17 protein-coding genes and 1 pseudogene are annotated in these 15,106 nt (G+C 28.5%); 1 reads left to right on the forward strand and 17 read right to left on the reverse strand.

Features of this window, described 5'->3' with window-relative positions:
* The first annotated feature begins 75 nt into the window (after window positions 1-75).
* A complete protein-coding gene (gene sigK, locus KHQ81_06785) occupies window positions 76-765 on the forward strand; it encodes an RNA polymerase sporulation sigma factor SigK (GenBank protein ID QVK19384.1) in 690 nt (229 codons plus the stop codon).
* Here the strand turns inward: sigK and KHQ81_06790 are convergent.
* From KHQ81_06790 to KHQ81_06870, 17 genes and pseudogenes are all read right to left on the reverse strand, one after another.
* Window positions 762-1,676, reverse strand: coding sequence for a WYL domain-containing protein (locus KHQ81_06790; GenBank protein QVK19385.1), 915 nt, complete (start codon window positions 1,674-1,676; stop codon window positions 762-764). The genes sigK and KHQ81_06790 overlap by 4 nt on opposite strands.
* 39 nt (window positions 1,677-1,715) lie before the next feature.
* On the reverse strand, window positions 1,716-2,402 hold the full coding sequence (gene mtnN, locus KHQ81_06795; protein ID QVK19386.1) for a 5'-methylthioadenosine/S-adenosylhomocysteine nucleosidase: 687 nt from the start codon (window positions 2,400-2,402) through the stop codon (window positions 1,716-1,718).
* A gap of 71 nt (window positions 2,403-2,473) precedes the next feature.
* Window positions 2,474-2,950: a transcription elongation factor GreA gene (gene greA, locus KHQ81_06800; protein ID QVK19387.1), complete on the reverse strand. Its 477-nt coding sequence runs from the start codon at window positions 2,948-2,950 to the stop codon at window positions 2,474-2,476.
* A gap of 52 nt (window positions 2,951-3,002) precedes the next feature.
* Window positions 3,003-3,629 (reverse strand): uridine kinase, encoded by a 627-nt coding sequence (gene udk / locus KHQ81_06805; GenBank protein QVK19388.1) that lies wholly within the window; start codon window positions 3,627-3,629, stop codon window positions 3,003-3,005.
* 23 nt (window positions 3,630-3,652) lie between these two features.
* Window positions 3,653-4,903, reverse strand: coding sequence for a U32 family peptidase (locus KHQ81_06810; protein ID QVK19389.1), 1,251 nt, complete (start codon window positions 4,901-4,903; stop codon window positions 3,653-3,655).
* A complete protein-coding gene (locus KHQ81_06815; GenBank protein QVK19390.1) occupies window positions 4,884-5,816 on the reverse strand; it encodes a U32 family peptidase in 933 nt (310 codons plus the stop codon). Before KHQ81_06815 ends, KHQ81_06810 begins: the two co-directional genes overlap by 20 nt.
* Before the next feature lie 221 nt (window positions 5,817-6,037).
* The gene (locus KHQ81_06820; protein ID QVK19391.1) at window positions 6,038-6,496 is read right to left on the reverse strand and encodes a pyridoxamine 5'-phosphate oxidase family protein; all 459 of its coding nucleotides are present in this window, start codon (window positions 6,494-6,496) and stop codon (window positions 6,038-6,040) included.
* Window positions 6,497-6,593: 97 nt separating this feature from the next.
* Window positions 6,594-7,780 (reverse strand): annotated as a pseudogene (locus KHQ81_06825) (RtcB family protein).
* A gap of 734 nt (window positions 7,781-8,514) precedes the next feature.
* Entirely contained in the window at window positions 8,515-8,652 is a 138-nt protein-coding gene (locus KHQ81_06830; GenBank protein ID QVK19392.1) for a hypothetical protein, read from the reverse strand.
* Window positions 8,653-8,833: 181 nt separating this feature from the next.
* Window positions 8,834-10,138 (reverse strand): PepSY domain-containing protein, encoded by a 1,305-nt coding sequence (locus KHQ81_06835; GenBank protein ID QVK19393.1) that lies wholly within the window; start codon window positions 10,136-10,138, stop codon window positions 8,834-8,836.
* Entirely contained in the window at window positions 10,128-10,691 is a 564-nt protein-coding gene (locus KHQ81_06840; GenBank protein ID QVK19394.1) for an RNA polymerase sigma factor, read from the reverse strand. The genes KHQ81_06835 and KHQ81_06840 overlap by 11 nt, the downstream gene beginning before the upstream one ends.
* Window positions 10,692-10,834: 143 nt before the next feature.
* Window positions 10,835-11,992, reverse strand: coding sequence for a PepSY domain-containing protein (locus KHQ81_06845; GenBank protein ID QVK19395.1), 1,158 nt, complete (start codon window positions 11,990-11,992; stop codon window positions 10,835-10,837).
* 421 nt (window positions 11,993-12,413) lie between these two features.
* Window positions 12,414-13,214, reverse strand: a complete 801-nt coding sequence (locus tag KHQ81_06850; GenBank protein ID QVK19396.1) for a hypothetical protein — start codon at window positions 13,212-13,214, stop codon at window positions 12,414-12,416.
* 4 nt (window positions 13,215-13,218) lie between these two features.
* Window positions 13,219-13,563: a hypothetical protein gene (locus tag KHQ81_06855; GenBank protein ID QVK19397.1), complete on the reverse strand. Its 345-nt coding sequence runs from the start codon at window positions 13,561-13,563 to the stop codon at window positions 13,219-13,221.
* Between the two features lie 646 nt (window positions 13,564-14,209).
* Entirely contained in the window at window positions 14,210-14,518 is a 309-nt protein-coding gene (locus tag KHQ81_06860) for a hypothetical protein (protein QVK19398.1), read from the reverse strand.
* Between the two features lie 3 nt (window positions 14,519-14,521).
* Window positions 14,522-14,704, reverse strand: coding sequence for a hypothetical protein (locus KHQ81_06865; protein ID QVK19399.1), 183 nt, complete (start codon window positions 14,702-14,704; stop codon window positions 14,522-14,524).
* A 121-nt stretch (window positions 14,705-14,825) separates the two neighbouring features.
* Window positions 14,826-15,086: an ankyrin repeat domain-containing protein gene (locus KHQ81_06870; protein QVK19400.1), complete on the reverse strand. Its 261-nt coding sequence runs from the start codon at window positions 15,084-15,086 to the stop codon at window positions 14,826-14,828.
* Window positions 15,087-15,106: the final 20 nt, after the last annotated feature.

Here is a 15,106-nt window from a genome sequence, read left to right on the forward strand (position 1 = left end):
AGATATTATGTAAATAATATCTCAAATCAAATTATACAATAATTTTTTCTAATTGTCATTTATTAGGGGGAAAAAATGATTGAATTATTAGCAACTTTATTAAAAATACTTCCATTCTTAGGAAGTATCAAATCAAAATCTTTTAAAGATGTCTTATCTACAGAAGAAGAAAAAGACTTGCTAATGCGAAAAGATCAAAATGATATCCAAGCTAGAAATAAATTGATTGAACATAATTTACGTTTAGTAGCGCATATCGTTAAAAAATACGAAAACACATTGGATGAAAAAGATGACCTTCTATCCATAGGGACGATAGGACTCATTAAAGCCATTGATACTTATAATGATGATAAGGGTACAAAACTAGCAACCTATGCTGCTAAATGCATAGAAAATGAAATTTTAATGCAATTAAGAAGCAATAAGAAAAAAAGAAGTGAAATCTCATTAAATGATCCTATCGGTTATGATAAAGAAGGAAACAAAATCACTTTAATCGATGTCTTACAAGATGAAAACCGCTCTATAGAAGATCGAGTTGTTTTTAATGATAGTATCGATAAAGTATTGAGTTTATTACCTGAATTATCAGAGCGAGAATTCGAAATCATCACTCGTCGTTTTGGATTAAATAATCGTAAAGCAGAAACACAAAGACAAATCGCTAAATCACTTAATATATCTAGAAGTTATGTTTCAAGAATAGAAAAACGAACGTTAATGAAACTTTATCGATTATTATCTCAAAGGTCGAGCATCTAAATTGAATGATTTTTAGCCATATTCTTTAATACAGATAGATAAGCTTCTTCTATTTCTATTGGTGCTATTTTCATTAAATCATCACCTAAACTAAGCAACCAATTAATAATTTCAATTTTACCTTCCATTGTACCTTTAAAGGTAATTTTTCCATCTTCATGTTCAGTAATAACTTGATCTTTCGCTAAAGATAGTTCAGAAATAATCACCGCTCTAGGCGGTTTTATTTCTAACTCTAAATGAAATGCTTCATCTTTAAAGATAGATGTACTTCCTGTAAAGTCACACAATTGAAATTGTGGGCTTTTTTTATATTTTTCATCTAAGATGATAATTTCATTCATTCTAACTAATTTATATTGATAAGCTTTCTCATATTTTTCATTATAGGTAATTAAATACCAAAATCCTTTATAAAAAAAGAGTTCATAAGGATGCATCGTATAAGTTTTATAGGTTGCATCAATTTTCTTATAAGAAAATGTAATTTTATTACTATTTTTTATCGCTTTTATTAAAGTTTCAAAGTTTTGATTTTCTTTTTCAATTAAACGATTTTCATTAACAGGATGAATGATACTGTAATCTTCACCCCTACTTTGTTTTTTTATTTCATACTTTTGAATAACTGATGAGAAATTTTTATAATGTCTGTCATTTATATTTGTTAATGTCTTTTGAATAAATTTTAACGAATTAAATTCATCATCATTTAAATTTAATACCGAAAACATTAACGAACGATGCTTGTCTAAACGATAACCACCATTTTTACCAGAAATCGTTTCAATATAAAATCCAGCATATACTAAATCATACCTTAATTCTATTAATTTTCTTTCAGTTACTTCTAAATAGTCAGCTAGTTCTTTTTTCTTATACAGAGCACCATTTGATAAACGAATTAGCATCTTTAATGCTAATGTTGTTTTACTAATAATACCACCGCCTTAAAGTTGTTCAATTAGTTTTAATACATAAGTGGATGAATTTAATGCCGATTGTTCTAAATAAGAACTAAATGATACATGTGATTCTTTTCCTGCAATATCAGATAATGATCGTAAAACAATAAATTGTTTTTGATATAAGTAACAAACTTGAGCAATCGCAGCGGCTTCCATTTCCAAAGCAATCACATTAGAAAAATGATTTTTTACTTTTTCGATTTGCGTTTTTTCATGAACAAATGAATCTCCTGATACAATTAATCCTTTATGATATGACATTTTTTCTTCAGTTAATATTTTTTCAGATAATTTAATTAATTTTTCATCAGATTCAAAATATAAAGGACACTTTGGAACTTGTCCATATTCATACTTAAATGCTGTGACATCTACATCGTGATAACAAACTTTATCTGAAATAACAATATCTAATACATTACAATTTTCTTTAACTCCACCAGCTGTTCCAATATTAATGACAAAATCAATTTCATATTGTTCAAATAAAATGGTTGTACTCATTGCCGCATTAACTTTTCCGATACCAGACTGCATTAAAACGACTTCCTTACCACAAATCATTCCTTCATAAAATTTAACTGAATGGTATTGAGATTCTTTTAAATTGTCTATTTTAGTTTTTAGTATAGTAACTTCATCGTCCATGGCACCAATAATACCTATCATCTCATTTCCTCCTTAAAAATAAAATAGTCACTAAGGTAATAAAGAGATACTACCTTGGTGACAGTTAATCCTTAGCTTCGTTTTATAATATCGATAATACTTACTTGATATGACCCACCAGGTGTTGAAACAGCAACAGTTTCACCAGCTTTATGGCCAATTAAAGCTTGTGCTACTGGTGAATTAACAGATATTTTTCCATTGAATGGGTCTGCTTCTTCACTACCAACGACATGATATTTTTCTTCTTCGCCATCTGGTAACACTTTAAAAATCACTTCTTTACCAATTGTTAAACTATCTGTATTATCTCCTTCAATAATTTTTGCATTTTTAATAATATTTTCAAGTTCAACAATTCGGGCTTCAATTTGAGCTTGTTCATCTCTTGCTGCATCATATTCAGCATTTTCTGATAAATCTCCTTGTGCACGTGCTTCTTGAAGTGCTTGAATATTCTCAGGTCGTTTAACCGTCTTTAAATATTCTAATTCTTTTTCAAACTTCTTAAAACCTTCCTTGGTTATTTCATATTTTGATTTAGTCATTTAATACCTCCAAATTTATATACTTTATATTATAATACATAACGTGTCTTATTTACACATTTTTAGTCGAAATTATGTGTTTAATTTTCGATACAATAATATCGATTGCAACTTTATTATTACCACCTTCAGGAATAATTAAATCAGCATAACGTTTATAAGGTTCAACAAATTGATTATGCATTGGTTTTACAGTATTTAAATACTGACTGACCACTGACTCAATTTTACGATTCCGTTCTTTTGTGTCTCGTAATAAACGTCTAATAAACCGGATATCATCATCGATATCAACATATATCTTGATGTCCATTAAATCACGTAATTTAACATCTTCAAAGATTAAAATTCCTTCTAATATTATGATATTAGTGGGCTCAATCAATTCAGTTAATTTCGCTCTTGTATGAACAGTAAAATCATACGTAGGTTTTTGAATTGATTCTCCTTTTAATAAAATACCTAAATGTTGATATAATAATTCATTATCTAAAGAAAATGGATGATCATAATTAGTTTGAAGTCTTTCTTCAAATGTTAAATGACTTTGATCCTTATAGTAGTCATCATGACGAATAACGGAAACATGTTCTTTTTTGAAATTTTCTGCGATATTTTTAGTAACGGTTGTCTTACCCGATGCAGTACCTCCTGCAATCCCTATAATAATCGACTTCATAAATTTCTCCTTCTATCTATTTATTAATTATTATTTGTTTTTTTTCTTGTTTTACGAATAATATCATAAGGATAAACCTTAAAAGGAATCTTTACTTTTAATATTTGTCGAGGATGACGAGCCACCTCTATTTCATTATTATCTTCATCATATATTTTATCAATCGTAAAGTAATCTTTTCTAAAACCAGGTCCATAGACTTCAACAGCATCACCAACGGTAAAGTAATTCCGTTGTTCTATTACTGCGATTTGTGATTTTTCATCATAATCTAAAACGATTGCGATAAATTCTTGGGTTGGTTTTTCTGTTCTCACATTGTATAATTGTTCATTTTCTGTTGGCTTACCTGCTAAAGCACCAACTGAGGTTTGTCTATTCTCAGCTTTACTCATTTCTTCATAATATTTATCATCTAAAACAAAATGATCAGGATCACTACAATAATCATCGATTAATTTTCGATAAGTTCCAACAACTGTTGCGATGTAATGAATTGATTTCATTCTTCCTTCTATTTTTAAACTATTAACAGAAGCTTCAATTAACTCTGGAATAAATGGAATAGCCATAAGATCTTTTGAACTAAGATTATAATGCCCATCTTCAGCTGAAATTAAATCATCTTCCTGGTTGTAAAGACGATAATTCCATCTACAAGAATGTGCACATCCACCACGATTGGCATCACGGTCTGTCATATGATTACTTAAAGTACAACGACCTGAATAAGAGACGCACATTCCTCCATGGATAAATACTTCTATTTCAGCTTTTGTTTTTTGTGATATCTTTTTAATCTCATGAATTGAGAGTTCTCGTGCTAAAACAACGCGTTTTACACCCTCGTCATACCAAAAGTTAATGGCTTCTGAATTAGTTGTTGATTGTTGTGTGCTCAAATGAATTTCCATATTGGGAACGACTTTTTTAGCTGTTTCAATCACAAATGGATCAGCACAAATAATCGCACTAACACCACATTCATATAATTCTTGTAAATATTCTTCTAAATGGTTTAAATTCTCATTATGAGCGATAATATTGGTTGTAACATATACTTTCGCTTGATGAGCTCTCGCAAACAAAACAGCTTCTTTAATATCTTCAATTGAAAAATTACTTGCTCGTGCTCTTAAACTAAATTCTTTTCCGCCAATAAAGACAGCATCAGCTCCATATAATATCGCAATTTTAAGTTTTTCTAAATTACCTGCTGGTGCTAATAATTCTGGTTTATTGATGATTACACGCTTATCGTTCATTTCGTTCATCACCTTTATATATTGTTTTTTTAAATAAGAATCCATCATTAAATGGTCTAATATTTTCTATTTCCTTTAATTGTTTAATATAATCATCTTTTTGTTTCATATACTTGTCTTTATCAATTGAATAATCTTCAATTGCTTTTTTATACAATTGTGTAATTTGATACAATTCATCATCTGTTTTAAATAAACCATTTATTCGAATTGATTTAAGGTTGTTTTCAATTAATACATCAAGGTAATTAATCGTACATAAATCGAAAGAGCTAAATACATGGGTTCCATTTTGATCTTCAATAATTGGATATTTGTCATCTCTAATTTCTTCAATTAAATATAAGTTTTCATTGTGATGTTTCTCAGGTTGATCAGATTTTAAGAATTTATAATAATTTGTGACTAAATCGCGCATTGAATGAAACATGTTAACTGGACCATGTCCTAAAATATCAATTTCTAATAATTGTTTAGAAGCAATTAATTGAATATCTTCTAGGGTAATTTCTTTTGCGATAGAGACTCGTTTTATGCCCTTACCAGCAAAAAAACGAACACTTTCATAATTGGTAATATAAGTTTCAGGATTATAAATCAGTTTATTTTCTAACTTATATTTTTTAGCGATTTGATAAATCGCTAAATCCCCAAAAATAATCCCATCAATATCTAGTAATGATAATTGTTTTATATATTCATCAAACATGTCTAATTCTTCTTCATGTATCATTTTATTACAAGCAATATATATTTTTTGCTTTCTCTTTTTACATAAATTAATTATTTCTAAGATTTCATTATTAGTAAAATAATGGGCTAATCTTAACCCCTTATCTTTTTCTCCAATAATAAAAGCATCACATATATCACATTTTCTAATAAAATCCATACTAGTAGGATTAACAATTAATTCTAACATCATTTCCTCCTATTATGATATCATCTATAAATTAAGTTACTTGTATTAATATAAACAAAAATTACTAAGTTAACCTATATATTATATACTATTTTATTTATTATTTCAAAAGTATTTTTCTAAACATAATAAAAACGCAAAGTTAATAAACAATGCGTAATTATTATATCCTTTAAAACTTTAATCTTTATTTGGTGAATGATACTTCAATATAATTGATTTTACTTTTTATATTTACAGGTTCTAAATTTTCCCTCAATCCAAAAAGTTGCTTCATTTGTCCGAAATCTTAAAACATAACATTTAGGATCTTGAATGCCTTTTTTAAAGAAACGTTTGTCACAATCACTCTCAAACTGACTTTTTTCATCCATATCTTCAATAATCTCAACATTTCCTATAAGTGTTACGGAGTCTCCACCAAGATGATAGCAAACACTAGCCTTTGAATTATTTTCAAAGTGTGTAGCTTTTCCATGTAAATGAGACCTTTTAGATGTCATAAAATAAATTTCTGAAAAGCCATTAGACCTGATTTTAGATATTGTACATATTCTAGGATAGCCATTCTCATTCACAGAAGCAAGAGTTAAAATATTACATTTATCTAATAATATCCTTGCTTTTTCTTCTAATTTCTTAATTCTTTCTTTTTGAATCTCATAAGCGGTTTTCTCCATACTCTTACCTCCTCTATCAATTATATAACTTAACAAGCAATAAATTAAATCTTACTTAAAAATATTTTTACTAATCATCAAGTTATGCTCTCATTATTTATGCCTTAAAATTATAAACTGGTTTTATTATACTTACGATATCAACTGTATCGTGAATATTATTTACTATGTCATCAATATTTTTATATGACATAGGACATTCATCTAATGTAGATTGAGAAACAGATGTTGTATAAATGCCTTTCATTGTTTTTTCAAAATCAGATACATTAAATAGTTCTTTAGCTTTTCCTCGACTATACAATCTTCCTGCACCATGTGGTGCTGTACAATTCCAATCGTTATTACCTTTACCGATTGCGATAATAGAACCATCACGCAGATTAATAGGTATAACTAATTTTTCATCTTTTTGTGCTGACACAGCACCTTTACGTAAAATCATATTATTTAAATCAATATAATTGTGAATAGTATCAAATTTTTCAACAAACTCCCAGTTCATATGTTCAAGAATTACCTCAGCAATAGTAAGCCTATTATAATGAGCATAAGACTGCGCTATCCCCATATCATGTAAATAGTTCTGCATATCTTCACCTTCTAAATATGCTAAATCTTTTTCTTTTTGAGATAATACTTTCTTAACCTTTAACTGTTTTAAAGTATCATTTATTTCTCGTTCTCTGCCTTGAGATTTTAACTGTTTTATTATGTTTTCTTTTTCATTTTGATAATCATTTAAATTTTCGACTGCTAGATTTTGATAATATTTAGCTATTTGATTTCCAAAATAACGACTACCACTATGTATAAGTAAATAGTTATCACCGAAAGAATCTTGTTCTATAGATATAAAATGATTTCCACCACCAAGTGAGCCAACACTTAACTCAGCACGATTTCGATCAAATGGAGCTATCACACTATCAAAAGCAATGTTATTATAGTTTTCATGTCTATTATTACGAACATTAAAACCAGAAGGTACATTTTTGCGAATGATATCATCAGGTTTTATGAAATCAATGTCCTTATCTTTTAATTTAATACATAAAACACCACACCCAATATCAACGCCTATAAGATTAGGTACTATTTTTTTAGAAATTGTCATAGATAATCCAATTACACAACCTGCACCAGCATGAACATCTGGCATAATACGAATTTTACTTTCTTTAAAAATCTCTAAATTTAATAAATTAATTATTTGCGATATATATTATCTACTATATCAGTAAAAACCTTTGCACTATTATATTTACCATTTAAAATAATCATAATATCCACCCTTCCTTTTCAAAAAAATAATTATAAGTTAAGTTCATTTCACATCAAAATTAGGATATTAATTCAGTATTGTATAATGTTTTACTTATCAATTTAATAATATTCAGAACATTTTTGATTATATCAATAATTCATGAATAATAGCATATTCATTATACTACAAATAATAACACATTTGTAAAAATTTGTAAAAAAATGTAGAATTGGATCCTAAGATAAATAACTTGGTACTAATTTACAGATTGTTATTTGGATTGAATAAACATCAATCTAGATTTATCACCTAATTCTGTTTCTGTTAAAATTATAAAGATTATTAGATGTTATTTAATTTAAGTATTTTGTATTTTTCTTAACAACTAATACAAAAAAAGCGATTAAACTATCTCTAATCGCTTTTTTTGTTATATATATAATATCATTTTAAACACTAATGAATATATCATCTCTAATATAAATACCTTAAGTACCTAATTAATATTCCATCTAAATAGAGGGTTAAATTAACCTGACTAAAGTACGGATGTATTGTATATTCAATATATATCTGTTATCTTTCCAAGTTTGATGCAATTTTGAAAGAGTATGTACAGTTCGAATCCCCTCGCCTTCACTGGGCTGTCATTATGGAGTTTATGTCAATTTCACTACTGTCATTATGGAGTTACATTTATAAGCAATAAAAAAAGTGTTTCTTAATCTAGAAACACTTTTCTGATACTATTTTATAAGTCATCAGGATTGGTGTAAGTTCTTTCTCCATTCACTTCAGTAAATTCAATTACAACTTCTTCTACTTCTGTTGAAGTCGTCAATAATGTCACTCCATTTGTGTTTGACAGAAACATTGTACTAGTAGACATTGTTTCATTACCACCTTCTAATAAACCTGTTGACATATAGACAGATGTTGCTAATTGTGTCCCAATTTAATTTTGATCTAACTCTTGATTTTCTGAACTTCCTCCACAAGCTACTGATCCCAATACAAGCACTACTATGATTACTAAACTACTAATTTTTTTCATTACATTCATTCTTTCTTTAATCTTCTGTTTCTTCTTCGTCGTCCAGTTCATCATCTTCATTATCGTCATCATCAAAGTTGAAACCTTCTTCATCCATTGAGTTTGTGTAGATTTCTCCTGTGGATGCATCTATTTCTAGTTCGTATTCTTCTCCATTGTATTCAAACTCTACTTCGTAATATGCAACGCCGTTATCTACTTCTTGTTCAATTTCTAATTCGGTGATTAATGATGTGTCTAATCCTAATTCAGTTGCGATTACATTTAACACTTCTTGTTCTGTTAATGCGTCTACTGGGAAATCATCATCATCATTATCATTATCTTCGTCTTCATCTAAATCAACGAATACTGTTCCTTCTTTGGCGTCAATTAAGATTTCATATTCTTCTGTGTCTGTTTCAATTTCTACTTCATATACCATTACGCCATCTTCTTGCCCTAGTTCGATTTCAAATTCAACCACTGTTAATTCATCAATTTCTAATTCAGTTAATGCTGCTTGGTAAGCTTCTTTAACTGTGATAATTCCCAGTTCACTAGCTGACCCTATTTTTTCTACGTTATCTAGTGTGATGTTTTTCGCTTCTAATAATAGATTTAGATCATTAATTGATAGTTTAGCCAGTTCTTCAACTGTCATTCTTGGATCTGCTTCAATAATATCTAGGATCAATTCTGCTTTTGCTTCTGAGATTCCTAATAATTCTGCTAATTCTTCTGCGTCTTCTTCAAACTCTAAATCTTGTACGATTACTGATCCATCAATTTGGTTTCCGGTTAATACATCATTTACCACCTGTGATAATTCTGCCATTAATTCATCTTCGCGTACTTCATTATCACTTGAGATTGATAATAATACTGAGTTAGTTAACTCACTAATGTATCCATTTGCGACCATTGATCCGATTAATGCATTGATTGCAACATTGTAATCTACTCCGATTATATCCATATCTCCTACGATTATTTCAGCATCTTTGTTATTTAAAATAACATTGATTACTTTGTCATCTTCATCTAATTCCAATACTAAACTTGGGTTTACATCAATTGCGATTGTAGAAAATGCGTGTGATGTAGTTGTATTCCCTAGCCCAAACATAATAAATACTAATACTAGCACTAAACTCAAAGATGCAAACGAATATGAGAATCGTTTAGTTGAGATTACATTTTTTACTTTACTTAATAAAGATTCTTGATTTCTAGGATTCTTCATTTTTGGACATTGTTCTAAAATCTTGTCAAAAATTTCGGGTTTTCTTTGATTAAATTGCTCATATATCACTTTTTCAAGTTTATTATTATCTTTCATATTCGTTCACCTCCATCTCTCTTCGTAATTTTTCAAGAGATCTTTTATACTTAGATAGCACTGTGGATAACGGCATTCCCATTATTCTTGCTATTTCCTTATGCTTTATGTTCGACATAGCGTGCATTACAACAATTTGTCTTTCGTCTTCACTTAATATATTTAATAATACATCAACGAGTTGCTCCTTATGTAACTCCTCTTCAATATTGTTTCCTGTTCCAATATCATATAAATCATCTAAATCAATATGTGATCTTTTATTTCTATCTCGGATTTTCATTAGTGCATGGTTTCTAGCAATAGTAAATATCCATGCCATAGCTTTTCCTTTTCCTTTATATGTTTTTGCCTTATTGTAAACACTGATGTATGTTTTTTGTACAACATCCTCAGCATCGGTTTGATTTGCCAAGATTGACATAGCTAATCCAAAAACTGCTCCACTTGTTTCATTGTATAACTGCTCAAACGCCAGTGAATCATACTTAGCTATTTTCTTAATTAATTTATCTTCCACTACTAATAATTTTCTATCATACTTGGACATCATAGAACACCTCTTTTCACAGCATCTAAGTTCTAGTACAATTATAACACATTTCAAAGGTGTTACTATATCGTTATTTTAATCTAAGAACTGAAGCTGATATCATAATGATATCGGCATATTGTTCTGTAGAGGATATCTATAAATTATTCTGTTTCTTCTTCTGTTTCTTCTTCTGTTTCTTCTTCGTCGTCTAGTTCATCATCTTCATCATCTTCATCATCAAAGTCGAAGCCTTCTTCATCCATTGAGTTTGTGTAAATTTCTCCTGAAGATGCATCTATTTCTATTTCGTATTCTTCTCCATTGTATTCAAACTCTACTTCGTAATATGCTACGCCATTATCTACTTCTTGTTCAATTTCTAATTCCGTGATTAATAATATGTCTAATCCTAATTCAGTTGCGATTACATTTAACACTTCTTGTTCTGTTAATGCGTCTACTGGGAAATCATCATCATCCTCATCATCATCTTCGTCTTCATCTAAATCAACGAATACTGTTCCTTCTTTGGCGTCAATTAAGATTTCATATTCTTCTGTGTCTGTTTCAATTTCTACTTCATATACCATTACGCCATCTTCTTGCTCTAGTTCGATTTCAAGTTCAACCACTGTTAATTCATCAATTTCTAATTCAGTTAATGCTGCTTGGTAAGCTTCTTCAACTGTGATAATTCCCAGTTCACTAGCTGACCCTATTTTTTCTACGTTATCTAGTGCGATGTTTTTCGCTTCTAATAATAGATTTAGATCATTAATTGATAGTTCAGCCAGTTCTTCAACTGTCATTCTTGGATCTGCTTCAATAATATCTAGGATCAATTCTGCTTTTGCTTCTGAGATTCCTAATAATTCTGCTAGTTCTTCTGCATCTTCTTCAAACTCTAAATCTTGTACGATCACTGATCCATCAATTTGGTTTCCGGTTAATACATCATTTACCGCCTGTGATAATTCTGCCATTAATTCATCTTCACGTACTTCATTATCACTTGAGATTGATAATAATACTGAGTTAGTTAACTCATTAATGTATCCATTTGCGACCATTGATCCGATTAATGCATTGATTGCAATATTGTAATCTACTCTGATTAAATCCATATCTCCTACGATAATTTCAGCATCTTTGTTATTTAAAATAACATCGATTACTTTGTCATCTTCATCTAATTCCAACACTACACTTGGATTTACATCAATTGCGATTGTTGATGCAGCTATTTTTGTTGCTCCTGTACATGCAGTTAGTGTAATGAATACCACTACTGCTAATCCTATACTAATAATTTTTTTCATTTGTTTCATCCTTTCGTTTTTTGATTTTCACTATACTAATGCACAAGAAACTTAAAATATTGCATAAAACTAAAAAAACATTAATATTTTCTCAAGACGAATACTCATGTATTCATGATGAACAAAAAAAAAAGACTCATTTCGAGTCCTTAAGTTCATATGGGCTGTCATTAAAGAGCTATATTGAATAATTGCCTAATGTTTCAATAACTAATTATATAGTTTGTTTTCCGACTAGCAAAAATTTCATTCAAAAAGTTTTTCATGATGAAATATCTAAAATGGCTAAATTATTTTTTACAGTTACACAATTCAACTAATAATTTTTTTATTTGAAAATATTTCTCATTTTTGCTTATATTAGGAAAAAATTCAATTTTTGAAAAACCATACTTATTTAAAAGTTCTTTTATATTTATTATTATTTCATGAATGCAGGAGTTACACTCCATTCTCTCTTATTTATATTATTTCTTTCAAGAACTTCATACATATTTTTGCTTATTACAACATTCTTATTCTGTCTTCTTTTGCTGTCCCCTCCAAACCATTCTTTAGTATAAGTCATATCTTCATTATGATTTTTTTCTCCATTAAAATACATAACTGATTTTATTAGTTGAGTATTATATCTTTTACACTTATCACAATATCCAGATTGAACTAATATAGTAGGTTCAATAAGTTCCATTTCTGTTTCTGGTATTTTTAAATGATAATAACCGTCAATTATATTACCTTTATTTTTATAATATATTGGATCATATGAAACACAATTAATATTCTCTAGTTCGAAAATATTTTTTAACTTTTCAGAAACAATTATTTCTTCCATTCCTAAATAGTGAGTAAAAATATCATACTTTGTTTTTATTATTCTATTTAGAATAATTGATTCATTTTGCATATTAATCATTTTATTACATTTATCACATTTAATTCTATCTGTCTTATAATCAAAATAATTTTCAACACTTCTATATAAATGAAATTTTAATATTTGTGCATTAGTAATATCTTTTTTAGTAAATTTATATTCTCTTTCAACATCGTATTTAATATTATTAGTTTTTAAATATTTTACTAGTTCCGAATTCAAGTTATCGGTTTCTTCGAACCTGTATATAACTTTAAATTTGTTTTCATAATTTTTATTTGATTCCCAGTTACTTAAGTCAATTTCATATTTTTTAGGGACATATACATCTACATAACATTTCATATTTTCACCTGCCTGTATATCTAACAGCTCTCAAAAAATCTCCTATTTCTCCTAGTTGACCGTCCGCATTGATGAAACGACCTATCTCAGGATTATAATAACGACTGTTCAGATAGTACCATCCTGTCTCTTCATCATAGCGATAGCCACGATAACGATATGGGTTTATTTTTGCTATATCAAGTTCAGTTTTTTCTGTTTCATCAGCATTATATTCTTTAGTACTTATAATATTACCCCAAGCGTCATAACTATATTCTACAACAATATTCCCATTTTCATCAACTATTATTGATATATTTCCTTGTAAATCTTTTATGTAGAAATATTCATTTCCATCTTTTTTCACTGTAATGTCATTATCATAATAAAAACTAATTAATGTCCCGTCAACATCATACGTGTATATTATTTCATATTCACCATTAGTTTCATATATAACCTTATCACCCGAAAGTGTGTAATTAGTAGTAACTCCATTTATTGTTTTACTAGTTCATCTTTTCGAGTTACATTACCATGTTGCTACTATTGTCATACCCATGTTGTTTCAAATTTAATGGTGTTTTTAATAGTTGAACACACCCTACCATTGTTGTGTCGTCATTACCAAGTTGATACATTTTTTACATTGTCATATCCAAGTTGATACAACTGTCATACTCATGTTTATACAATTTTGTTGGTGTTTTTAATAGTTCAACACACCCTATCCTTGTTGTGTCGTCATTACCAACTAGATACATTTTTTCGAGTTACATTACCATGTTGCTACTATTGTCATACCCATGTTGATACATTAAAATTAGTTAATTACCCAAGCTGCTACTTATGTCATATTCAAATTGTAACAATATATATTACACCTTACCAAAACAAATTTAATTTGTTCGAGAATAGGAGTGTGTAGAAATTGATTAATCAGTTATTATTTAACGATATCTTTTTATACTTCACAAAAAGTACATTTTTATGATTTTTTATGCAACAGAATCTTATTTTTCAAGTTTATCAATTAATTCTTTTATATATTTATTTATTTTCGGAATTATTTGCTGAATACTACCACTACTAAACCACGCATACTGAGAAAATACAGATCTACTCACCTTAATTTCCATATATGTTTTTATTAACGTATTTCTACCTATATCTTCATAGTTAATTCTATTATGTAACAAATCAGATAAAACTTTAAAACAAATTACTTCTTTACCATCTACTCTCATATCTTCTATTAACTCAGAATAAGCATCTATTTCTTCAATTTCTTCATTATTAAAAACTATTTCTTCTTTACTCATTACTCACCTCAAATTAATTATATAATCAATTACATGACCTGGATTAGCTGAAGAGGAATTTAATGCTCTTTCTCCTTTTATAATTAGAGTGTCAAACCCTTCATTTTTTGCTAAATCAGATACATGATTAATCCATTGGTACCACAATGTTTTTTCAGAATATAATTGTTTTTTGATTATTGTCATAACGCCCCCCCTATTACAAATATAGTAAATACAATTTTCTTAAAGTTATTTTATATTATATAGTAATTTTTTTATATCTACTTAAAATATTTTTAAGTTTTAATCTTTTTATTACAAAACTTTATTCACTTAATAAAGAAACGATTTCTTGATTATTACGCGCTATTGCTATATCTAGTGCTGTTTCTCCATCTTCATTTTTTAATTCTATATTTGCATCATTTTGTAGTAAATATTCTATAGTTTCTTTGCAATTGGTTCTACTAGCAAACATTAATGACGTGTAACCAAAAGAATTTTGAAAATTAATATCAGCTAAATTATGTTCGACTAAATACTCAACGACAAGGACATTATTAGTTGCAGCGGCTTTAAAAATCAAGTTCCCATATTTACCTGAAT

The sequence above is a fragment of the Mycoplasmatota bacterium genome (assembly GCA_018394295.1).
Classification (GTDB): domain Bacteria; phylum Bacillota_I; class Bacilli_A; order Haloplasmatales; family Haloplasmataceae; genus JAENYC01.

Bases quoted from the DNA above. Each gene is read 5' to 3' on its own strand.
- KHQ81_06830 (QVK19392.1), bottom strand. From the start codon at position 8,652: ATGTCTACTAGTACAATGTTTCTGTCAAACACAAATGGAGTGACATTA.
- KHQ81_06845 (QVK19395.1), bottom strand. From the start codon at position 11,992: ATGAAAAAAATTATTAGTATAGGATTAGCAGTAGTGGTATTCATTACA.
- greA (QVK19387.1), bottom strand. From the start codon at position 2,950: ATGACTAAATCAAAATATGAAATAACCAAGGAAGGTTTTAAGAAGTTT.
- KHQ81_06815 (QVK19390.1), bottom strand. From the start codon at position 5,816: ATGTTAGAATTAATTGTTAATCCTACTAGTATGGATTTTATTAGAAAA.
- KHQ81_06865 (QVK19399.1), bottom strand. From the start codon at position 14,704: ATGACAATAATCAAAAAACAATTATATTCTGAAAAAACATTGTGGTAC.
- sigK (QVK19384.1), top strand. From the start codon at position 76: ATGATTGAATTATTAGCAACTTTATTAAAAATACTTCCATTCTTAGGA.
- KHQ81_06840 (QVK19394.1), bottom strand. From the start codon at position 10,691: ATGATGTCCAAGTATGATAGAAAATTATTAGTAGTGGAAGATAAATTA.
- udk (QVK19388.1), bottom strand. From the start codon at position 3,629: ATGAAGTCGATTATTATAGGGATTGCAGGAGGTACTGCATCGGGTAAG.
- KHQ81_06790 (QVK19385.1), bottom strand. From the start codon at position 1,676: ATGCTAATTCGTTTATCAAATGGTGCTCTGTATAAGAAAAAAGAACTA.
- KHQ81_06835 (QVK19393.1), bottom strand. From the start codon at position 10,138: ATGAAAGATAATAATAAACTTGAAAAAGTGATATATGAGCAATTTAAT.
- KHQ81_06820 (QVK19391.1), bottom strand. From the start codon at position 6,496: ATGGAGAAAACCGCTTATGAGATTCAAAAAGAAAGAATTAAGAAATTA.
- mtnN (QVK19386.1), bottom strand. From the start codon at position 2,402: ATGATAGGTATTATTGGTGCCATGGACGATGAAGTTACTATACTAAAA.
- KHQ81_06850 (QVK19396.1), bottom strand. From the start codon at position 13,214: ATGAAATGTTATGTAGATGTATATGTCCCTAAAAAATATGAAATTGAC.
- KHQ81_06810 (QVK19389.1), bottom strand. From the start codon at position 4,903: ATGAACGAAATGAACGATAAGCGTGTAATCATCAATAAACCAGAATTA.
- KHQ81_06860 (QVK19398.1), bottom strand. From the start codon at position 14,518: ATGAGTAAAGAAGAAATAGTTTTTAATAATGAAGAAATTGAAGAAATA.